The sequence below is a fragment of the Allobosea sp. 10N428 genome (genome assembly GCF_056394545.1).
The window spans coordinates 170816-192704 of the sequence record NZ_JBFTIC010000008.1; the positions used below are offsets into that span (position 1 = coordinate 170816).

A 21889-nucleotide genomic window follows, 5' to 3' on the forward strand; every position below is an offset into this window, starting at 1 on the left:
GCGCTTGCTCGCTGTTTTTCAGATCGCGCCTGCGGCACTCAGCCCGGCATGGTCAGGACGACCTTGCCGATCTGCTCGCCCGCATCCATCAGCGCGTGCGCGTCACGGACATCGCTCCAGTCGAAGGTCGCGCAGATATGGCTGCGGATCGCGCCGCTGGCGAGCAGCGGCCAGACCTGTTCCACAAGTCTGGCGGCGATCCGGCCCTTATAGGCGGCGTCGCGGGGCCTGAGCGTCGAGCCCGTCAGGGTCAGCCTGCGACGGACGATGTTGCGCACATTCACCTCCGCCGTCTGGCCGAGATGGCTGGCGATCAGTACGACCCGTCCGTCGGGCGCGAGCAGGCTGAGCTGCTTCTCGGTATAGGGGCCGGCCTGCGCGTCGAGCGCGACATCGATCTTCTCCTTGCCGATCGCGGCCTCGATCTCGGCGACCCAGTCGCCGCGATAGTCGATGGCGTAATCGGCGCCGATCTCCAGGCTGACCGCGCGCTTTTCGGCCGTTCCCGCGGTGGCGATCACGCGCGCCCCGCGCAACTGCTTGGCGATCTGGATGGCCGCCATGCCGACACCGCTGGTGCCGCCCTGGACCAGCAGGGTCTCGCCCTCAGCCAATCGGCCGAGCCAGATCACGTTGTTCCAGGCGGTGAAGAAGACCTCCGGCAGCGCGGCGGCCTCGGCAAAGGAGAATCCATCCGGCAGCGGCAGGCATTGCGAGGCCGGAACCGCGCAGAACTCGGCATAGCCGCCGCCATTGGCGAGCGCGCAGACGCTGTCGCCGACCTTGGGCCAGACCACATCGGCACCGACAGCCTCGACCACGCCGGATACGTCGAGGCCGGGCAGGTTGGTCGCGCCGGGCGGCGGCGGATAGAGGCCGCGCCGCTGCTGGATGTCGGGGCGGTTGACCCCGGCCGCGCGGACCCGGATCAGCACATCGGCGGCGCTGAGCTGCGGCAACGGACGTTCGCCGAACGCCAGAACCTCGGGGCCGCCCGGTCGGGTGATTTCGATCGCTTTCATCGTGGTGTCTCTGTCTCGTCTGGAGAGGAGCGAAGCGACTGCATGATCTCGGGCATCCGTGCGCGGGCCGATGTCATCAGGCGCTCATAAATCGAGTTGCCATGGGCATCGATGGCGACGATGACCGGGCCGAAGCCGTCGAGCCGCACGCGGTTCAGCCGGAACTGCATGATGAGATCGGTCCAGGCGCAGTCCGTCACCGCCCGGACGCCTTGGCTCAGCAGGGCGGAAGCGCCGCCGACGAAAGAGAAGTAGACGCACCCGGCCTCGCGCATCGCCGCGACGCTTTCCTGCCCGAGCCCGCCCTTGCCGCCGGTTGCGGTGAGGCCCAGCGTCCGGATCAGGGTCGGCATCAGCTGGTCGAAGCGGCTCGACGTCGTCGGGTTGACGTAGTGGAGTGGGCCGGGACCGGCCTCGCCCTCCTCATAGCTGACGCCCATATGGAAGAACGAGCCGCCACGCAGCGGCAGCGGCAATTCGCGGCCGGCGGCGAGCTCGGAGACCATGCGCTTCTGCGTGGGCATGCCGACAGTCGCGACCGCGTCGCCGTCGAGCAGCACGACATCGCCGAGCTTCAGCGCCCGCGCGGCCTCGGGCGTCAAGGGCAGGGAGAGGCGCCGGGGCGAGGGGGCCATCATTCGATCCGCTCCACGATGCCCGAATTGTAGATGCGAGCCCGCGTGCGCCGGTTGATCCAGCAATTGAACGAGACCGCGACCGGCGTGAAGCCATGGCCGGAGGCGTATTCGACATGGACGCCGAAGGTCGTGGTCGCGCCGCCGACGCCCATTGGGCCGAAGCCCATCCGGTTGACCGCGCTGGTCAGGCGTTCCTCCATCGCCGCGACCATCGGCTCGGGATTGCACTCGCCGAACGGGCGCAAGGTCGCGTCCTTCGAGAGTTTCGCCGCATGGTCGAAGGTCCCGCCGATGCCGACTCCGACGACCACGGGCGGGCAATGCTGGCCGCCCGCACGCAGCACGAGCTCGAGAATGCAGCGTTCGATCTCCTCGAGGCTCGGACTGACCAGTGTCTCGATCGCGGCCCAGCGGCCGCCGCCGAGCGCCTTTGGCGCGCAGGTGATGTCGAGGTATTCGACATCGCCGATGAGCTCGCAGGAAACCAGCGGCATGTCCTTGCCGTGATAGCTGCGCTCATTCGTCAGCGGATTGGTGACGAAGCGCAGGATCGGCGGCTGGATCGTGCGGGCGAGATCGGCGAAGCCATCGACGATCGCCTGGCGGATATCGCCCTCCATCCGCACGCCGGAGCCGATCTTTATGGTGTAGCTGGGAACCCCGGCATCCGAGCACAGGAACTTGCCGGTCTGTTCGGCGTGCTCGGCACTGTCGAGCATGAAGGCCAAAGTCTGCCGCGCCTGCGGCTCGGTCTCCGTCGCCAGCGCCTTGCGGAATTCGGCCTTCGAGGATTCCGGAATCTGGCGCAGCGACCAATCATAGAGATTGGCGGTGACTTCCTTGACCAGATCGTAGGTGATGGCCATGCGCTACGCCCGCGTTTCGACGGCGCGAAACTAGCCGATCCCTGCGATCCGGGCGGAAGCGCGTGCGGTATTTCAAGGCATGAAACGAAGGTCTTTCCCGGCCCTACTCCTGCGCTTCCCATTAATGACGGAATCGGTCAGGCGTGATTGCGCTGCGCGGGCTTTGTTGGGAACGGATCTGCCATGAGCCAAGTGGACGTCACCGGTTTCGATCTCACGATCGAGCAACTCGTCCGTATCGCGCGGGAGCGGGCGCCGGTCTCGGTCGCACCCGAGGCGGTCCAGCGGATGGTGGCGGCCCGCGCCGTAGTCGACAATGCCGTGGCGCGTGGCGAAAAGGTCTATGGCGTCACCACCAGCGTCGGCGCCAAGACCGGCGTGCCGCTCGCGCCCGATCGCATCGGCGAATTCAACCGCCGCCTCCTGCTCACCCACAACGTCGCGCATGGGCCTCTCGCGCCGCATGAAGCCGTCCGGGCGATGATGGCGGTGCTGCTCAATTCCATGGCGAGCGGGCGCCTCGGCGTCCGGCCGCTGCTCGCCGAGCGGCTTGCGGCTGCTCTGAACGACGACCGCAGGATCGAGGTCCATATCTGGGGCTCGATGGGCCAGAGCGACATGGCGCCGATCACCGATCTGGCGCTGGCGCTCTATACGGATATCGAATTGCAGGCCGGCGAAGCCCTGGCGCTGCTGAACTCCAGCGCTCTCGCCTTGGGCACCGCCGCGTTGGCCATGGCCGACCTGCGCGATAGTCTCGACCTTTGGAGCCTGATCGCCGCGCTCAGCATGGAGGGCTTCGCGGCCAACCCGTCGACCGTCTCGGAAGCGGCCTTGCGGTCGCGCCCCTTCGCCGGGCTCAACCGACACGGCACCCGCATCCGCCACTACCTCACCGGCAGCTATCTCTTCGCCAAGGGCGGGCCGCGCCATCTCCAGGATCCGCTGAGCTTCCGCTCGCTGCCGCTACTCCACGGCACGGCGGCGGACAGCCTCGAATTCGCCTACGGCCAGGTCGAGGCCGAGCTGCGCGCGAGCCAGAACAACCCGATCGTCTCGATCGAGGAACAGGCGCTCGTCTCCGTCGCCAATTTCGATACGGTCTCGCTGTCGATGGCGCTCGACGTCGCCCGGCTGGGCTTTGCGCCGGTCGTGACCGGCTCGGCCGAGCGCGTCGCCAAGCTGGTCGATTCCTTCTGGTCGGGACTCACCGTCGGGCTCATCGAGGAGGATGGCGTCGGCCTGCCCGGCTTCAACGGGTTGGCCCAGTTCCACAAGGCGATTACGTCCGAGGCGCGCCTGGCGACCGCGCCCGTCGTGCATGAGCTCGCCAGTTCGAGCCATTCCAACGGCAATCTCGACCGGGCCGGCATGGCGGGCCTTGCCGCACGCAGGACGGCCGAGGTGGCCGGCCTGTGCCGCTCGATCGCAGCGATCGAGCTACTTGTCGCCGCACAAGCTGTCGAAATCCGGAAGGCCGCGCCGCTCGGTGCCGTCACGGGCCGGCTGCACGCGCTGGTTCGCGAGGCGTCTCCTTTCGCCGCTGCGGGCGACCGGGTGCCCCATATCGATCCGCTGCTGCAGCACATGAGGCAACGCGACGCGGAGATCCGGGGCATGCTTGCTCTCGGCTGATGGTCCCACGGACCGATCCGGAATCAGGCTGTGCCGACCGCTATCGGCCGCGCTGCTAGGCTGCGTCCGCCCATCGGCGTTCGTGCTGCAGCCGTGTCCTATGCCGCATCCGGGACCAATCGTACCGCATCCGCCGATCGTGCGTTGCGCCACAACCGGACATTGGGGCCCCAGCTGAAAGCCGACGGTCAGACGAGGTGCCGGAGCCAGTTCGCCAGGCTGCCATCGCCCGCTTCGAGTGATGGCGACAGGCGCAGATGGACGACGTCGCGCGGCGCGATGCCGAATTGAGCCTTGAAGGCGCGCGAGAAGGCATCGTCGCTCGAAAAGCCGAACTGGCGCGCGATTTTCCCGATGCCGCCCCTTCCGCGCGTCGAAGCATTGAGCGCCAGACGGGCTCGCGCCAGCCGGCGCTGGCGGATATAGTCAGAGACCCCGCCGATGGGGGCGAAGAGGCGGTAAAGCGCCGAGCGCGACAGGCCGAATGCACTGCAGAGCATTCTGGCATCCAGAGCGGGATCGCCGATCCGGCGATCGATGAAGCGGCAGATCATCGCCACGCTTGCCGTCAGCGTTGCAGGGGCATCTCTGTCGCGCCTCAGTACAGGCGATAGGCAGGCCGAAAGCAGTTGCGCGCTTGCCTTGGCGATGTCCGGGGCTGCTGTCGGTTCCAGTGTGGGCGCCCCTTTCAGCAGGCTGCGCAGATGGTCCCCCGCCAACGAACCGAGAGCGCTTGTCCCGGACAGAACGGTGCCATGCACGCGGTCCAGACTGCCGGCGTCGAGTGCTAGCAGGCCGCGCGGCAGGACGAGGCTGACCGCCCGCATATCGGTGGCATGAGACCGGACCGGACGGGACAGGTCGAAAATCAGGACGTCGCCCGGGCCGGCATGAATTTCCTCCCCATCCAGGTCGAGCGTCGTATGACCGGCCTCGTACCGCTGGATCAGCAGGTGATCGACGCCGACCGCGCCGATCAGGCTTTCCGAGCGTTCATAATGCTGGGCGCTCGTCGCCACCTGCCCGACCAGCGCGGTGCTCAGATGGTGCCGATCGAGCTCGGCGTGGAAACCGGCATCCCAATCGCCCGCGAGCGGCCGGACATCGAAGATCGGCGCAATGGTCTCACGCCAGCTCCCGAAAAGCTGGCGCGCGTGATCGCCTTCCTTGCCCATCGCCCGGCCTGCCCCCCATCGCCGCACCGCCCGTTACCAGGCATCCGCGACGTTTTTCTAGACGAGAGAGAGCTGCGATAACGTAAAGAGGCCGACGAGAGAGCGCTGATACGCCGCCCCGGATGATTGGGACGCAGCGTCGCCTCTCCACCGTCTCCCCGGTTTTCGTTCCATGTTACGCGCCGAACGACCGGTCCACGCCTGCTGGACCACGTTGACGAGCCTTGCCTATGCCGATCATCGCCGCGCGCCGCGCCGTCCTTCGCTCCGCCTTCCTCTGCGCGACAGCGGCGTCGCTTCTCGCCGCTCTCATGCCGATGGCGGCTTCGGCATCGGATCTGCTTGCGCTGCCGGACGCTTTTTTCGGCCGCCCCGTCCGCAATCTCCCGCGTGCCGCAATGACCCCTGCGCCCGCGGACTTCGCGACGCCAGAATACAACGCCAATTACGGCCTGGCGCAGATCAACGCCGCCGACGCCTATGCGCTTGGACTCAGCGGAAAAGGCGTGCTGGTGGCGGTGGTCGACAGCGGCATCGACCTCACGCATCCTGAATTCGACGGCAGGCTCTCGCCGCTCTCGCGCAATTTCGGGTTCGATCGGCCCGACCCGGCCGATATCCTCGATCGGGATAGGTTCTCACACGGAACTCACGTGGCCGGCACGATCGCCGCCGCGAGAGACGGCAACGGCATGCAGGGCGTCGCCTATAACGCCCAGATACTGGCCTTGCGCGCGATCGTTCCGGGCGGCGGGGATATCGCCGCCGCCATCCGCTATGCGAGCGAGCACGGCGCCAAGGTCCTGAACGGCAGCTACGGCCCTTCCTATCCCTCGCCGACCTTGCCGGACGGCAGCCCCAACCCCGACTACGTCGTCTTCCCGATCCAGCCCTACCATATCGACGGCACCTCTGCCGAAGTCTCAGCCATTCGACAGGCCGGCGCATCGGACATGGTCATGGTCTTCGCCGCGGGCAACGAGCGCGAGGACCAGCCGGTGATCGCGCGCAATCCGACGGGTGCGGCCTTCTACCCCGCGATCCGGCCGGAGAATGCCGGCAAGAATCTCTATGTCTTCCTCGACGGCAATGGCGACCAGGTCAGTTCGAGCAGCCTCAATTATTCGGATCTCCAGCCCTACACGATCTCCGTCGTCGCGGTGGACCGCGATCGCAAGATAGCGTCGTTCAGCAACTATTGCGGCATCGCCGCCGCCTGGTGCCTTGCGGCGCCCGGCGTCAACATCGTCTCGACCGTAACCCCGGCCAATGGCAGCTCGCCGACCGAGCCGTACAATCTATCCAGCGGAACCTCGATGGCTGCTCCGCATGTGGCAGGGGCAGCAGCCCTCGTCCGCGAAGCGTTTCCATTCATGACCGCGCCGCAGGTGGTCCAGTCCATCCTCACCACGGCGACCGATCTAGGCTCGCCCGAGATCTATGGCTGGGGCCTGCTCAATGTCGGCAAGGCGGTGCGCGGCCCCGGCCAGTTCGTGCAGACCTTCGACGTCGACACCAAGGGCTATTCGGCGACTTTCGGCAACGACATCACCGGCGCGGGCGGGCTGGTCAAGCGGGGCGAAGGCCGGCTCGAACTGAGCGGCCGCAACACCTACGCCGGCGGCACCGCTGTCATCTCCGGAACGCTGGCGCTGAATGGCTCCGTTACCTCCGCAGTCACCGTCGGCCAGCAAGGCACCTTGCGCGGCACCGGCTCGATCGAGGCTGGCCTGTTCAGCGCCGGCACGGTCATGCCGGGCAACTCCCCCGGCACGCTGTTCGTCAAGGGCCCGGTGAGCTTCGGCGTCACCAACCGCTTCGTGCTCGACATCGACGGGACCGGCACGGGCAACGGGGCAGGCAACTATTCGCGTCTCGTCGCACAGACCGTTTCGGGACATGTCACCGTGGATGGGCGGATCGCCCCCGTGCTGCGCGGCATCGCCGGCGATGCGAGCAACGGCTTTACGCCCGTGTCCGGAACCGCTTTCCGGGTGCTGGTGGCCGAGGGAGGCCTGAGCGGCAGCTTCACCGGGCTGGACCAGCCGGCCAATGGCTTGCCTGCCAATGCCCGCTTCGACGCCCTCTATGGCGCCACCGGGCTGTCGCTGGTCGTGACACCCGGCTCCTATGCCGCGCTCGCAGGCCTGAACGGCAATGGCTTTTCCGTCGCAAGGGCGCTCGATTCCGTGCGGCCAGCCGCCGGGACGCGCCCCGATGCCGCGCGGCAGGAGGTATTCGACGCGCTCTACACGGCCGCATCGGGCACGCTTCCTGGTGCGCTGAGCTCGCTGTCAGGGCAGAGCTACGCCGATGCCCGCATGGCGATGATGAACGCCCAGCGGACGGTCAGCGCGGCTCTCGATCAGCGCCTGACGGCCGGCTGGTCCTCCCGATATGACCAGCTCACCGGGCTGGGAGCGGCGGGCTATGCCAGCCTTGGCAGCGCTTCGGTCGAGCCTGGACGGGTGCAGCCGGCCAGGGACGGCGTGATCTGGGGGCAGGCCCTCTACGGTTTCGGGCGGACGGGAGGAGACGTCAACGGGACGGGCTCGCGCTTCGGCCTCGCCGGCGCCATGATCGGTGCGGAAACCGCCGCCTTCCCGGCCGGAACGATCGGCGCCGCCCTGGGGTACACGCGTTCGAGCGCAGACCCGAAGGCCGATACGGCCGGCCGCGTCGCGCTCGACAGCTACAGCCTGGCGACCTATGGCCGCGCCGATTTCGGTGCCCTGACCCTGCGCGGCTCGATCGGCGCCAACTATGGCAAGACAGACGTTCGCAGGACGATCCAGCTCGGCAATGCCCAGCGGGCCGCACATGGCGAGGGCGATAGCTACGGCTTCTTCGGCAATGCCGTCGCCGGATATCGCCTCGCCTCCGTAGCGGGCCTCGATCTGTCGCCTGAAGCCGGGATCAGCCTGCTTCATTCCCGACAGGATGGCCTGACCGAGACGCAGGCCGGGGCTTTCGCGCTGAGCCTGCGTGGTCAAGACCAGACCTCCGTGCGTTCCCTGGCGGGCGCCCGGCTGTCGACGCCCCTGGCCGGCGACGCGAAGCTGCGCCTCGACCTCAAGGCCTACTGGTCTCATGAGTTCGCTGACAACGTCGCGGTCCTGCAAGCGAGCCTGCTGGGTGCGAGTGTCGTGACGCGAAGCCCGGAGGCAGCCCGCGACGGAGCGGTGATCGGCGCAAGCCTGTCGGGCTTCGTCACCCCGCAGATCGAGGTGGCCGGTTCCTATGACGGCGACCTGCGGCTGGGAGCCACGACCCATCGCTTCTCCTTCCAGGCGATGACCCGCTGGTAGGCCGACCGGAGATGCCTATGCTGCCCCCCTTCGGACGACGCCTGCTGGGCGCCGGCCTGCCCGCCTTCCTCCTCGCCTGCATTCTCGGGGCGATGCTGTGGCACCAGCATCGCAGCGTCGAACAGGTCGCCTCCCGCAACCGCGAGGAACAAATGCGGCTTGTCGGCACGTTGCTCGGCTCGAGCTTTGATCAAGCAGCCAGGTTCTCGCTCTCGCTCGCCGAATCCTTCGCGCGCAATGCCGAGATTCGCGACGCGCTTGCGGCCGAGGATCGCGCTCGGTTGCGGGCCCTGTCGGAGGACACCTACCAGTATCTCAGCCGGCAGGCGAACGTGCAGATCTTCGGCTATCACGACAAGGAGCTGCGTTACCTGCTGCGCATGCATCGCCCCGATCAGCATGGCGACGACATATCCGCCTTCCGGGCCATGATCGTCGCAGCAAACCGGTTGCGGCGCGCCCAGACCGGAATCGAGATCGGCATCGCCGGCATCGGCATCCGCGGTGTCGCACTGGTCCAGCGCGGTTCGGAGTTCTTCGGGACGATGGAGGTCGGGCTGGACCTTCGGCCGTTGATCGAGCTCGTCAAGACGGCGACCAACAGCGAGATTGGGGTTATCGCTGCTGCCTCTCTCACCGGCGTCGCACTCGACCCGAAGCTGCCTTCCGTCGGCGGTCTCAGCGTCATGGCATCGACCGACGATCAGCTTTTCCTGAACCTGCTGCGTTCCCGGGGAGCGCAGCTGCAACGGGATATCGAGTTCGGCCGCAGGCAGATCGGCGAGCGCAGCTACGCCTTCATGAGCCAGCCACTGGTCGACTTCTCCGGCAAGCTGGTCGGAACCGTCCTGATGCTCAAGGAAGAAACCCGGTCCGACTGGCGCCGCCTGAGCACCGAACTATGGGTCATCGCCCTCTGCGGCGGGATACTCGCCTTTGTCGGCTTTCTCGTGTTGTCGCGCCCGCGGCGGGCCGTTTGATGATCGGCCGCCTGCTTCTTCTCCCCCTGATGCTCCTCGGCCTCGCTCAAGGCGCATGGGGCGAGGAAAGGACGGGTAACGGCAAGGCCACGCTGCCGGAGGCCTTCGGCTTGCCCGTACGCGTCCATATCGCGCTGCGCGTGCTCAACGTCCTGGAGATCAAGGAAGTCTCCGGGCAGGGGCGATTGCATCTCGAGTTGACCCAGCGCTGGCAGGACCCGCGCCTGGCCTTCGATGCGGTCGCGCGCGGCCTTGCCCGGGAAGATCGGGTCGGCGAAGAGGCCGACGACTATCTGAAGACCATCTGGTCGCCCGGCCTCGCGCTCGACAACCAGATCGGAGACAAGGACGCACGCATCGTCGCTCTTTCAGTGCATGCCGATGGCGAGGTGGTGTTGATCGAGCGCTTCGAAAGCGATTTCCGCTTTCGGATGGACATGGACGCCTTTCCCTTCGATCGGCAGAACCTGACGATCGGCCTCTCGCTGCCGCGTTATGCGCAGCAGGAGGCGATCATTCTGACGACGGAGGCCGACCGTCCCTTCTCCGGCGTCGAGGATACGCTCTCGGTCGTCGACTGGCGGCCGGTCGGCCTGCGCTTCACCAACGAGCTCGCGATCGGCTGGAACGCGCGCTCCTACTCGCGCCTCAACGCGACCGTGACGATCGCGCGCTATGCGGAGCGCTACCACCTGCGGGTCTTCATTCCCATTATCGCGGTGCTCGCGGTCTCGCTGTTCGTGCTGTGGTCTCCGGGTTTGAAGGAGCAAGACAAAGGAGGCCTGATCTTCTCCTCCCTGCTGGCCCTTGCCGCGATCAGCTTCACCTTCGAATCCTCGTTTCCGGGCTCGATCTCCCTCAATACCCCCGTCGCCGAGATGATATCGCTCGGATACCTCTACCTCGTCGCGGTGCTGATGTTCGAGATCGCGCTGTCGGTGGCGATCGCTCACCCCAGCTTTCGCTGGCGCGACCAGGCCGCCGATTTGCGTTGGCATTTGCGCTGGGCGGTACCGGCGATGATGTTGATCATCTGCATCGGGGCAGCGGTCCGCGTCCTGCCTGGATAGTTCCTCCCTCCCGCCACCGGGCATTCGAGGCTAGTTCGAAGAGCGCACGATCCGGAAGGTTATCCGAAGTCATATGATGGTTTCGGAAATCGCTCGCATCCCGAAACGGGTCGCAACGGCGCCATAACCGGACATTTGAGCATCGCCTCGCCGCGCCGCAGCAAAGTGGCGCAGCGTAGATGATCCCGGGAAACGGTTCCCTATTGGACGCCGATCACCGGAATTGGCGGAGACGCATCGTACCCCCGATTTCTTCCCTGGGCCTGCCTCGCCGCCCCGAGCCTCAAAGCCGCGGCCGGAGGACGACGCTGACAAACCCGCGGGCCAGCGGCCATAAACGCGCCCTTAACCTTGATCGGTCATCCGTCGGACTAGTGAGTGGCTTCGCGCGGGCTGTACCTGCTGCGGCGCGAGGGTGGCAAACCATGCGGCTGATCGTCGGCACAATCATCGTCTTCGTCTGCGTCTTCGGCAGCTACGCGGCGATGGGTGGCCACCTCGAGGTCCTTTGGCAGCCGTTCGAGTTTGTTATCATCCTCGGTGCAGCGATCGGTGCCTTCGTCATCGGCAACCCCGCGCCGGTGCTCAAGGCCGTGCCCGCCATGCTCGGCACGCTCATGAAGGGCTCCAAGTACAAGCAGGAATGCTATGTCGAACTGCTGGGGATGCAGTATTCATTGTACAAATTCGTGAAGCAGAAGGGCATGCTCGCGGTCGAGGAGCATATTGAAAATCCAAGCGAGTCGACGCTGTTCAACGCCTTCCCGACTTTTGCAGCGAACCATCATGCAGTCGAGTTCGTCTGCGACTACATGCGTATGTTGACGATGGGCGCCAACAACGTCCACGAGATCGACGCTCTCATGGACGAGGAACTGGAGACGCACCATCAGGAGCAGGAGCGTCTCGTTGCGGCCATGCAGTCGCTTGCCGATGGAACACCGGCGCTCGGCATCGTCGCCGCCGTGCTCGGCGTGATCAAGACGATGGGGGCGATCACAGAGCCGCCGGAAGTGCTGGGACATCTGATCGGCGGCGCGCTCGTAGGCACCTTCTTCGGCGTCTTCGTCGCCTACGGCTTCTTCGGGCCCATGGCGCAGTCGCTCAAGGGCACCTTCGAGGCGGAATCCAAATACTTCCTTTCACTCAAGGCGGGTCTCCTCGCCCATATCGGCGGCCAGCCGCCGGTGGTGGCGGTAGAATTTGCCCGCAAGGCTCTGATGAGCGACGTCCGCCCGACTTTCAGCGAAGTGGAAGCGGCAACCGCCAATCTGCCCGCCTAGATCTGACCCAATCTCCAGCAGGGACTCGATGGCCAAGCCCACCCAGCCGATTATCATCAAGAAGGTCAAGAAGGCCGCTCATGCGCACCATGGCGGGGCCTGGAAGATCGCCTATGCGGACTTCGTGACCGCCATGATGGCGTTCTTTCTGCTGATGTGGCTGATCAGCATGACGACGCAGGAGCAGAAAGTCGGCTTGGCGGAATACTTCGCGCCGGCGGCTCCAAGTCTTACAACCAGTGGCTCCGGCGGTGTCATGATGGGCACCGCCCTGGACAAGTCAGGCAGCAGGCCGTCGGCGCCCCGCGACGCGGCGAGGGGCACTAACGGGCAAGAGGACAAGGCGCGCCCACCCAGCTCGGGCCGCAGCGACCGCGAGGTCAGCCGCCCGGCCGCCGGCGTGCAGGCCAACTACAGCGCCATAGCCAGCCTCCGGCAGGCGCTCCAGAAAATGCCCGAAATTTCCGAGCTGTCGCGCAACATCGTGATCGAGCCGACCAAGGAGGGGGTGAACGTTTCCCTCGTGGACGAGTACGGCCGCTCCATGTTCCCCGAGGGCTCGGTCCAGCCCTACGACCGCACCCGTCTCGTGCTGGAGGCGCTCGCGCCCACCCTGCGCCGGCTACCCAACCAACTGTCTGTCGCCGGCCACACGGCCCCCGCGCGCCCGGGCTCGGTGCAGGCAGCCGATTCCTGGAGCCTCACCGCCGGGCGCGCGCTCGCCGTGCGCGAGATCCTGTCGGGTGCCGGGCTCCCCAGCAACCGCTTTGCTTCCGTGGTAGGACGTGCCGACACCGAGCCGCTCTTCCTCGACGATCCCTACAACCCGTCGAACCGACGGGTGACGATCACGCTGCTCAATGCGGAGCCGCCGCTGCCGCCGGGCGTTCCCTGACGATAAGGCGCCTCGGCCGCCTCAGACTCCGTTGAGATTGAGCTCAGTGGCTGACACGCAAGAGGCTGACCATTACGACGTGGATCATGGCCTCGGAGACGTCGATGCGCTGCGCGAGTTGCGGACCGGGCGCCGCGAGCAGTCATCTACCGAGGGTCCGTTCTACGGCCTATGGCGCCGGTGGGACCCTCGAAGCCTTTCCGGTTCGTAAGCGCTCGGCTTGGATGCAGGAGCGGAAGGCAGCTTCACCTGGATGTGAAGCGTATCCGGGGCGAGGAGCCTCAGCCCGAATGCCATCAGGAGGCCTGTGATTGTCCTACACCGCTACGACGCTGTCCTGTCGGTTGCCGTGCTCAGCGTCGGTTCGCTGATCTGCTGCTTGCAGCTGTTCTCTCTGTTATTCCTGTTCTTGCTTGGAAAAAGCAGTCGATATCCGACCCGGCAATGTAGCTCATGGCCGAGCCGGAATCGGGGCTTGGGCTGATCGTCGTTCCCAATTCCCTGCATTTCAGGGGGTTATCGCCGAGTGGTTGGCATCAGTACGCCTACTTCTAGGAAACCGACTGGCAAGTCCCGTTGCGATTTTCCGGTATCCGATTGTCGCAGCAGGACTGGATTGTCGTTTGCCGGAGTCCAATTGTCGTTACGCGGGATGGCATTGTCCGATAGCAGGAATGCATTGCCTACGAGCGGGATCGGCCGGTCGTGGACGGGATCGAGTTGTCGTTTGGCGACGCGGATTGCACGAGAAAGCGGTGGCGAGAGGCGAACCTGGCACGTGGGTGTCGGGCGCTCCGCGCGCAGAGTGATTCGCTCGGGCAGTCAGCATTTTTCGGCCGGCAACGGTCTGACGTAGTGTTCTGAAAATAATCCGATCGTTCTTTTTGAAATACATCGCCGCTTTTGAAAATATTCAAGCGGTCTTGAAGTGCTTTTGAAGTCGTTTTTGAAGCAGAATCTTGGCGAGGGGCAGTGCAGAGGGATTTGGCCCCAGTTTTCGCTTGATCCAGGCGCATAAAGTTTCACTTTTGTTCCTTCTGGCGCGGGTTTCGCACCGTAAGGAGCCGCTACATGCTACAGCCGCATCCGAAGATCGAGATGCATCCGACTGCGTCTCTGCGTCCCTATGCTGGCAATGCCAGGCGTCATTCCCGCAAGCAGGTCCGCCAGATCGCCGAGAGCATTAAACGCTTCGGTTTCGCCAACCCCGTGTTGATCGGCGACGACAGCGAGATCATCGCAGGCCACGGCCGCATGCTGGCAGCCAAAGAGCTCGGCATTGCCGAGGTGCCAACGTTGCGACTGTCCCATCTCAGTGCAGTCGAGCGGCGGGCCTATGTACTGGCCGACAACAAGCTCGCCCTCAATGCCGGTTGGGATCAGGAGATCCTGGCTATCGAACCGGGCGCGCTGATCGATCTCGGCTTCGACGTCTCGCTGACTGGCTTCTCGATCGCGGAGATCGACTTTACCCTCGAGCAGGCAAAAGAGGCCAAAGCCGATTCCGTCCCAGCGGCGCATGTCATCCCGCCGCTGCCGACACGGCCCGTGACCCGCCACGCTGAACTTTGGCAGTTGGGCCGTCATCGTCTACTTTGCGGCGACGCCCGGTCCGCCGAGGATCTGGGTCGCCTGCTCGACAATGATCGCGCCGATCTGGTCTTCACCGACCCGCCCTACAATGTGGAGATCGACGGCCATGTCTGCGGGCTCGGCTCCGTGCGTCATCGCGAGTTTGCGATGGCCTCTGGTGAGATGTCGCGCGCGGAGTTTACGCAGTTCCTGACCACGACGCTGTCGAATGCGTCGGCTGTCTGCCGCGATGGTGCGATCGCTTTCGTCTGCATGGACTGGCGTCATATGCGCGAGATGCTCGACGCCGGCGAGTCGTGGACTTGTCGTGTTGGAAGTCAGGATATCGCCGACATGTCGCTGACAAGCATGGCGACGACGGCCCGGGCTATGATTTCGCCATCAGCAATGGCGGCACCAGTTGGTTCTTTGAAGTCAAGGCCACCGAAACGGGAGAAGCCCTTCCTCGCATATGATCGAGCTTGGCCCGAGCGAGATAGCCCAAGCAGAGGTTTGTCGAGCCGATAGGCGTTTTCGCTCCCGCATCCTTTACGTGCTCGACGCCCTTCACCCGGAAAAGGCTCGGATAGCCGAGCCGAAGGCAATGAGCTTAGGCGCCCGCGTCTCACCACTTGAAGCGGATGGCCCCCTTCCCACCGAGGCTCCGGCTGTTCTCTGCGAACTCGCCGTCGAAGGTGGCCGCCAGCGAGATGTTTTTCGTCAGGCTGAACTCGGCGATCGCGGTGGTGCGCAGCGCATTGCGATCAACTGCCGCGCCACTGACCAGGAAGGTCGAGCCCGGCAACGACTGGAAACTCGCCACTGCCTGGGCGCTGGGGTTGAAGTTGTGCACCCAGGCGACGCTGCCCCGCAGCGTCAGCGGTAGCCCGGCAAGGGTGAGATTCGTGTCGGCGCGCAGGCCGAGCTCGCTGCGTGTCGTGCTGACGTCGCGCGCTGCGTAGCCCAGTGCAAAAACCCCGGTCCCGGTCAGCGCCGTTTCGGCATAGTTTGGCAGCGACATCGCGGTGAACTGTGCCGCGGCGTAGGGGGTGACCCCCATCCCGGTTACCTCGAAGCGATAGCCGCCCTCAAGCCGGCCCGACCAGCCGTTGACGTTGAAGCGGCCCTGGAGTTGTTCGCCACCGACGCTGCGGTCGGTGGTGACGTCCTGCCAGCCATAGGCCAGTGCGGCCGAGAGGTAGCCCTGTCCGAAATGCTGGCGGATGAAGAGGCCGGCCTGGAATAGGTCGGATTTGCCGGAGCCCAGCCCGTAGGTGTTGAAGCTGGTGGCGCCGCCTGCAAGCGCGAAGCCGGCGACGGTCGAAGGGGTCAGCTTGTAGTCGGCGCCGACCGCGCCGCCGTAGACGCGGCTGGTGTTGGCGGCGGCGCCTGCGCTTGCGTCGGCGCCAACGAACTGCGCCCCTCCGAAGCCGCTCGCCCAGACGCTCCAGCGCCAGAGGTCCGGGTCGGCAGCCAGCGGCAGCTTGCGCGTCGGCAGGTCGACCGCCTTGCCCGAAGCGGAGGAATAGGAGGCGAAGCCGCTGGGGCCGGCCCCGAGCGAGACGCCGCGCCCCTCGGGAGAGGGGTCGGCCATGGTGCTGACGAACTGGCCCATCGCGCTGTTGGTCGTGGTCTGCGCGCCGGTCGCGGGCTCGCCCGCCGCCTGCGAGAGCCCGGTGGCACCCAGGCTGCCGAAGGCCACCGGGATGCCACCATGGCTGTTGAAGTAGTTGGTCAGGGCGTTGGCGACGCCGCTCTGGTTCGGGTTGAGACCGCTGTTGGGGAAAGGCGAGGACCCCGTCGCGGGCGGCGTGAAGTCCAGTGCCAAGTCGAGATAGGCGTTCTCCGCATCGTAGCTCAGACTGGACTTGAAGCCGGAGGGCAGGTTGGTGTCGACCTTGCTGCCGAAGGTGCCGCTGATGCCGCCCGTCGCGTTGACGATCGCATACTGCTTCGCGACATAGGTGCCGGAAGCGAAGCTCGCGGCAACCTTGGCTCCGCCGAGCGTGGCCGTGCCGGTGACGTTGACCCGGTCGGCGGCGGAAGGCGAGACCTCGACCGCATAGGTCGAGCCGGCGGTGAAGGCGAGGTTGCCGCTGACCGTCAGCAGGCCGATGGAGTTGCCCGGCGCCAGCGTGCCGCCGTTGACCGTCGTCGCGCCCACGGTGCCGTTGCCGCCGAGCGTGCCGCCGGCATTGACCGTCACCGCCGAAACGATGGAACCGTTTACGGCCAGCGTGCCGCCGGAGATTGTGGTCGGCCCGGAATAGGTGTTGGCGCCCGAGAGCGTCGCGGTCCCGTTCGTGGACTTCGTCAGGCTGGCGCTGCCGGCGAGGACGCTCACGACGCTGCCGGAGCGTAGGTCGTAGAGGCCGGTCGAGGTCAGCGTGCCACCGTTGAGGGTGCCACCGTCGGACACATAGGTGCCGGTCAGGGAGAGCGGGTTGGCGAGCGTGAGGTTCGCGCTGTTGACTAGGGCGTGGCCGGTGACGTCGACGTCGCTGTTCAGCAGGATGTTGCCGCTGGCGAAGACGAAATCGGCGGTGGAACTGGAGAGCGTGCCCTTGTCGGCCGCGCCGATGCCGCCACTGCTGCCGGTCAGCGTGCCGCCGACTATGGTGCCTGCGCCGCCGGTGATGGTCAGGTTGCGGACAGACTGGTTGATGATGTTGCCCGCGATCACACCGGTATTGGCGATCGTGTTCAGCGTGCCTGTGCTCGTGTTGACGATCGCGTTGGTCGTTCCTTGGATCGTCCCGTTGTTGATCAACGCCCCGATCGTGCCGCTGTTCAGGATGCCGGCACCTTTGCCGCTGATCAGCGCGCCGGCATTGTTAAGGATCCCGCCGATAAAGCCGCCGTCATGGTTCTGGATGCCATAGGCAAAGTCGGACGCGCCCGTGTCCTGGGCAGTGATCGCGCCGCCGGCGAGGTTGTACAGGCCGTAGATCGTCGCCTTGTTGAAGATCGCGGCATTGCCGCTCTGCCCATCCTGCGCGGTGCCGGAATAGGAGATGGTTCCGAAATTGGAGATCGAGTCGAAAGTGCCGGCCAGGTTGGCGATGCCGGCGATGATGTTGGGCATCGCGCCGCCCGAAGGGGCGCCGCTCACATTGATGGTTCCGGCGCCGGAGATCGCGCCGCTATTGCTCAAACTGCCGATGCGCCCGCCGTTGTTGGTAATGCCGGCGATGACGTTGCCCCCGCTGGCCGCGATGCTGCCGCCGTTGATCGTGCCGCTGCCGGTGATGGTGCCGGTGCTGGTGATGGTGGTGATGGTGCCGGTATTCAGCAAACCGGCGACATACGCATCGAAGCCGGATGTGACGGTATTGATAGCAACAAGTCGGCCGTGATTGAGCAACGTGCCGCCAGGCGTGTTGGCTGTAAGCGGAGAAACCCCGTAGTCGGTGAGCGCGCCGTTGCTGGACAGGGTCAGATTGCCGCCCCCCCAGGTTACGCACCCGGTGGGTCCTTGGACGGTGGCGCTGGCATTGATCGGGATGCACTGGACCGCTTCGGCCGGCGTCGGGTTGCTCAGGCTTGCGGCAGTCGCCAGCAGCGAGGCGCTGGCCAGAAGGCGGCCGCGCGTCAGCCGGAACCCGGCTCGTAGTCCAGTCTGCACCGTGTTCCCCCGAGAAACACCAACGTCCGTGCGATGGATATCGCATTGCGGCTCAACCCGCGGACGAAGGCCCTATTCAAACACATCTTAAGAACCGGATGAGATATCTTTGCTACCGCCGCTGCGATCGAGCCTTCTCTCACCCGACGCAGGCTTAGCATTGCAACGCTTTGATTCGGCTAGGCGAAACCTCGTGCGAAACCGCCTCTGACGGAATGCGTTCGACTTTTCATCGCCCTGCTGCCGATATATCACAGTCGAATACGGCGGGGTCGGGCGTCGACCCTATCCCCGAAAGGCCGCCAGCGCGTCGCGAACCTGCTCCATCACGGCTCCCCAATCTCCGGGGCTGTTCTGCCGGAAAAGGCGCAGGCTCGGATACCAGGGCGTGTCGTCCCGATCGAGCAGCCAGCGCCAGTCCGGCACGAAGGGCAGCAGCACCCAGGCCGGACGCCCCAGCGCGCCGGCGAGATGGACCGGCGCGGAATCCACCGAAATCAGCAGGTCCGCCACCGTGAGGATCGCCGCGGTATCGTCGAAATCCTTGATGCGATCGTCCAGCAGCTCGACCTTTAGGCCGCCGGGCGCACCCGTGGCCTGCTTGACGGCGGGTCCCTTCTGCACCGCGAGGAAGGTCAGCCCGAGCGATGCCAGCGGAACGAAATCGGCCAGCCGCATCGAGCGGTTGGCGTCGTTTGCGTGGGTGGGGCTGCCCGCCCAGACCAGCGCCACCAGCGGGCGCGGCAAGGAGGCGAGCCGCTTGCGCCAGATCTCCACCCGTTTCGGGTCCGGCGACAGATAGGGCATGGGTCCAGGCAGGTCGTCCATGGCCAGCTTCGTGACCATGGGCAGCGACATCAGCTCGCAATGCACGTCGAAGGCCGGCGGCAGGTCGCCGCGCGTGGCGATGGCATCGAAGCCGCTCATCCGCGAGGCTAGCGAAAGCAAGGGCGGCGTGACTTCAAGCAGCACCCGCGCGCCGCTGCGCGCCTTGGCCGCGGGCACCATCCGCAAGAACTGCAGGCTGTCGCCGAAGCCCTGCTCGTCATGGATTAGCAGGGTCTTGCCGGGTATGGGCGTGCCGTCCCAGCGCGGGCGCTGCACCTTGCGCTCGATCCCGGCTGTATGGGGCATGCTGTAGCGCCACCGGTACTCCCGCCAGCCGCGCGCGAAATCCCCCAGCAGCAGCGAGCTCTCCGCCAGGTCGAAGCGCCCGGACAGGTCGCCGGGAAAGGCCTCGACGATCTGCGCCTGGAGCTCGCGCGCCTCGACGATGCGGCCCTGGGCGCGGATCACGCGCGCCAGTTGCTGCCACAGCGGCAAGCCCCCCGTTCCCGTGGCCAGATGCCGGCGGAGCAATGCCTCCGCCTCCTCGAAGCGCCGCTCCGCCATTAGCGCTTTGAGCTGCTGCTCCAGCGCCGCGTTGTCCGCCGTCATGGGGCGGCCTGATCGAGGGCGGCGAGCAAGGGCTGCAGATGCGCGGCATAGGCCTTCCAGCGGCCGGCCGAGCTCTTGTAGATGGGCTGACGCACCTGCATGAGGCTGGCCGTCCGCACGATGCGCGGCGTCTCGTGGAAGGCGAGGCAGCGGTCGTCCCAGGGCAGGCCGAGCGCCGCCAGCAGGCGTCGCGCCTCGCCTTCCAGATCCTCGACCACGGCCTCATAATCCACCTCGATGAAATGCGAGGCCGGCAGAGTCGCGCGCCAGTGGTCGGTCAGGGCCTGGTAGTCGCGATGAAATCGGCCCAGCTCGGCCAGGTCGTAGGTGAAGCGCTGCTCGGTGGTGAACAGCTTGGTATAGCAGGACAGGCAGGTGTCGACGGCGTTGCGACGGCAATGGATGATCCGCGCCTGCGGCAGGATGAGGCGGATCAGCCCCGCATGCACGAAATTCCCGGGCATCTTGTCCACCACATGGCGCCGCCCCTTTGCGAATGGCGCGAGCCGCGCTGTATAGGCTTCTCCCATCTGCCGGAACCTGTCGCCGGTGGCCGCGGCGATGCCCGCGGGATAGCCAGGCAGGCCGCCGGTCAGCAACTGCATCGTCGGCAGTTCGCCGGCCCCGCGCACATCGGGATGGGAGGCCAGGATCTGCTCGATCAGCGAGGTCCCCGAGCGCGGCATGCCCAGCACGAAGATCGGCATGTCGGACGGGTGCCCCCGGCCCGCGAGCCGCTCGAGCGCCGGCGCCGTGAACGTATCGGCGATCTCCTCCATCCAGCGGCCCGATGCCTCCAGGTCGAAGGTGAAGGTCGAGCGCTTCATGCGGTTGCCTTCGTCCAGATGCGCGAAGGCGCGGTCCGGCCGGCCGGCGTCGAGATAGGCTTTGCCCAAGGCAAAATGCAGTGCGATGCGATCGTTGAACCCGAGCGCGGCATCCGGTGCCAGCAGGCTCTCCATGCGCGCGATGTCGGGGTCGTCCGCCGCGAAGCGCTTCAGCTCGGCGCGGTTGGCCCAGGCGCCGGCATGGCGCGGATGGTCGGCGATCACCGCGTCGAACCCGGCCAGCGCGGCATCCTTGGCGCCCTGCTCCATCAGCAAGGTGGTGCGATTAACCAACGCAGTCGCTTGCGCGCCGGGCAGGCTGACGGCCTGGTCGAAAGCGGCGAGGGCCTCGTCGCCGCGGTTCAGGGCCTGCAGTGACTGGCCCAGGGCGTCGTGGGCCTCCCCGTTCTGCGGGCCGGCCTCCACGGCGCGTCGCGCCGCGTCGAGGGCCTCGTCGAGATGGCCCACGCGCCTGAGGAGGTGGGACTTGGCCGCCAGCGCCCCCGCATGCATGGGGGCAAAGGCCAGCAGCGCCTCGAGCCAGCGCAGCGCCTCTGCGTGGCGCAGACGGCCCGCTTCCACCCCCGCCAGATTGATATAGGCGTCGGCCAGCCGGGGATTGAGGTCGATGGCGAGGCGCGCCGCCTCGGCCGCGGCGTCGAACTGGCCGAGCTCGTTCAGCAGATAGGCGATATTGCTCTGGGCCTCGGCATAGTCGGGCCGCAATTCCAGCGCTCGCGCATAATGGAGGCGGGCCTTCTCCAGCGCACCGGAGCGATTATAGGTATTGCCGAGATTGTTGTGCGCCTCTGCGGCCTGCGGCTGCCAGGCGACAACGCGCTCGAGGCAGGCTGCGCTTTCTTCCAGCTTCCCGGCCTCCTGCAGGATGATGCCGAGATTGTTCCAGGCCGAGACCAGCCCCGGATCCAGCGCTACGGCGCGCCGCGCCGTCTCCTCCGCCTCGGCGAGAGTGCCCTTCTGCCGGCACATCTCGGCCAGATTGCTGAGATACAGCGCTGGTACCCGCGGCGAGAGGCAGGCTTGACGCAGATGCTGGATAGCCAGATCCAGATTGCCATAAGCATGCGCCATGAGCCCGAGGATATGCAGCGCGTCTGGTTGTCCGGGCCACGCTGCCAGGACGCGCTGGCATAGGAGCTCCGCCTGCTCCGCCTGTCCGGCGTTCCAGTGATCATTGGCGCGCTGCAGGGCCTCCTGGATGCTCAGCGGAGACGGCTGGGCGGCGGGAGTGGGTTTACGTGCCATGAGCGCCAATCAATACCGTCGTTCAGCCTGGCAAGGAGGAGCTTGGTCCCTGCATCGCCCGAGTCCTGAGCAATTCGCACGCCGCCGCTATTTTTCCAAGCCGGGTTGCAGCCGGCCGCGTGACCCGAGGCTGAGGTGCTGACGCCGGACAGGAACGCCCCGGTGGCACTTTCGCCGACACGTCGATTGCATGGCCGCAGAGTGCCGGCTACACGCTGTCCATGAGCTCGTTCGGGGACGGCGTCACGCGGCACGCGAACGACGTGCGGCACGGGGCGCTCCGAGGTCCC

General features: G+C 66.1%; 14 protein-coding genes. 7 read left to right on the forward strand and 7 right to left on the reverse strand.

The window, feature by feature from the left end; all coding sequences use genetic code 11:
* Positions 1–38: 38 nt before the first annotated feature.
* The 3 genes from AC1DDA_RS21990 to AC1DDA_RS22000 are packed head-to-tail and all read right to left on the reverse strand — an operon-like array spanning position 39 to position 2526.
* Positions 39–1022 carry an NAD(P)H-quinone oxidoreductase gene (locus AC1DDA_RS21990; RefSeq protein WP_476797380.1) on the reverse strand — a complete coding sequence of 328 codons (984 nt, stop codon included), beginning with the start codon at positions 1020–1022 and terminating at the stop codon, positions 39–41.
* Positions 1019–1657, reverse strand: coding sequence for a fumarate hydratase C-terminal domain-containing protein (locus AC1DDA_RS21995; protein ID WP_476779793.1), 639 nt, complete (start codon positions 1655–1657; stop codon positions 1019–1021). Before AC1DDA_RS21995 ends, AC1DDA_RS21990 begins: the two co-directional genes overlap by 4 nt.
* Positions 1657–2526 (reverse strand): fumarate hydratase, encoded by an 870-nt coding sequence (locus AC1DDA_RS22000; protein ID WP_476797381.1) that lies wholly within the window; start codon positions 2524–2526, stop codon positions 1657–1659. Before AC1DDA_RS22000 ends, AC1DDA_RS21995 begins: the two co-directional genes overlap by 1 nt.
* 183 nt (positions 2527–2709) lie before the next feature.
* Here AC1DDA_RS22000 and AC1DDA_RS22005 point away from each other — a divergent pair, with 183 nt between their 5' ends.
* The gene (locus AC1DDA_RS22005) at positions 2710–4161 is read left to right on the forward strand and encodes an aromatic amino acid lyase (RefSeq protein WP_476797382.1); all 1452 of its coding nucleotides are present in this window, start codon (positions 2710–2712) and stop codon (positions 4159–4161) included.
* Between the two features lie 188 nt (positions 4162–4349).
* On the opposite strand, the gene AC1DDA_RS22010 is transcribed toward AC1DDA_RS22005, so the two are convergent.
* Positions 4350–5336 carry an AraC-like ligand-binding domain-containing protein gene (locus AC1DDA_RS22010; RefSeq protein WP_476797383.1) on the reverse strand — a complete coding sequence of 329 codons (987 nt, stop codon included), beginning with the start codon at positions 5334–5336 and terminating at the stop codon, positions 4350–4352.
* A 230-nt stretch (positions 5337–5566) separates the two neighbouring features.
* Here AC1DDA_RS22010 and AC1DDA_RS22015 point away from each other — a divergent pair, with 230 nt between their 5' ends.
* The 6 genes from AC1DDA_RS22015 (at position 5567) to AC1DDA_RS22040 (ending at position 14972) form a co-directional block, all read left to right on the forward strand.
* Positions 5567–8644, forward strand: coding sequence for a S8 family serine peptidase (locus AC1DDA_RS22015; RefSeq protein ID WP_476797384.1), 3078 nt, complete (start codon positions 5567–5569; stop codon positions 8642–8644).
* A gap of 17 nt (positions 8645–8661) precedes the next feature.
* Positions 8662–9624: a cache domain-containing protein gene (locus tag AC1DDA_RS22020; RefSeq protein ID WP_476797385.1), complete on the forward strand. Its 963-nt coding sequence runs from the start codon at positions 8662–8664 to the stop codon at positions 9622–9624.
* Entirely contained in the window at positions 9624–10694 is a 1071-nt protein-coding gene (locus AC1DDA_RS22025; protein ID WP_476797386.1) for a neurotransmitter-gated ion-channel ligand-binding protein, read from the forward strand. The genes AC1DDA_RS22020 and AC1DDA_RS22025 overlap by 1 nt, the downstream gene beginning before the upstream one ends.
* A 203-nt stretch (positions 10695–10897) precedes the next feature.
* Positions 10898–11977, forward strand: a complete 1080-nt coding sequence (motA, locus tag AC1DDA_RS22030; RefSeq protein WP_476797387.1) for a flagellar motor stator protein MotA — start codon at positions 10898–10900, stop codon at positions 11975–11977.
* 28 nt (positions 11978–12005) lie between these two features.
* The gene (locus AC1DDA_RS22035; RefSeq protein WP_441512153.1) at positions 12006–12872 is read left to right on the forward strand and encodes a flagellar motor protein MotB; all 867 of its coding nucleotides are present in this window, start codon (positions 12006–12008) and stop codon (positions 12870–12872) included.
* A 1071-nt stretch (positions 12873–13943) separates the two neighbouring features.
* On the forward strand, positions 13944–14972 hold the full coding sequence (locus AC1DDA_RS22040) for a ParB N-terminal domain-containing protein (protein ID WP_476797388.1): 1029 nt from the start codon (positions 13944–13946) through the stop codon (positions 14970–14972).
* 97 nt (positions 14973–15069) lie between these two features.
* On the opposite strand, the gene AC1DDA_RS22045 is transcribed toward AC1DDA_RS22040, so the two are convergent.
* The 3 genes from AC1DDA_RS22045 to AC1DDA_RS22055 all read right to left on the reverse strand — a co-directional run bounded on the left by AC1DDA_RS22045 (position 15070) and on the right by AC1DDA_RS22055 (position 21599).
* The gene (locus tag AC1DDA_RS22045; protein WP_476797389.1) at positions 15070–18069 is read right to left on the reverse strand and encodes an autotransporter outer membrane beta-barrel domain-containing protein; all 3000 of its coding nucleotides are present in this window, start codon (positions 18067–18069) and stop codon (positions 15070–15072) included.
* Between the two features lie 285 nt (positions 18070–18354).
* Positions 18355–19461, reverse strand: a complete 1107-nt coding sequence (locus tag AC1DDA_RS22050) for a hypothetical protein (RefSeq protein WP_476797390.1) — start codon at positions 19459–19461, stop codon at positions 18355–18357.
* A 41-nt stretch (positions 19462–19502) separates the two neighbouring features.
* Entirely contained in the window at positions 19503–21599 is a 2097-nt protein-coding gene (locus AC1DDA_RS22055) for a sulfotransferase (protein ID WP_476797391.1), read from the reverse strand.
* Between the last annotated feature and the right edge of the window lie 290 nt (positions 21600–21889).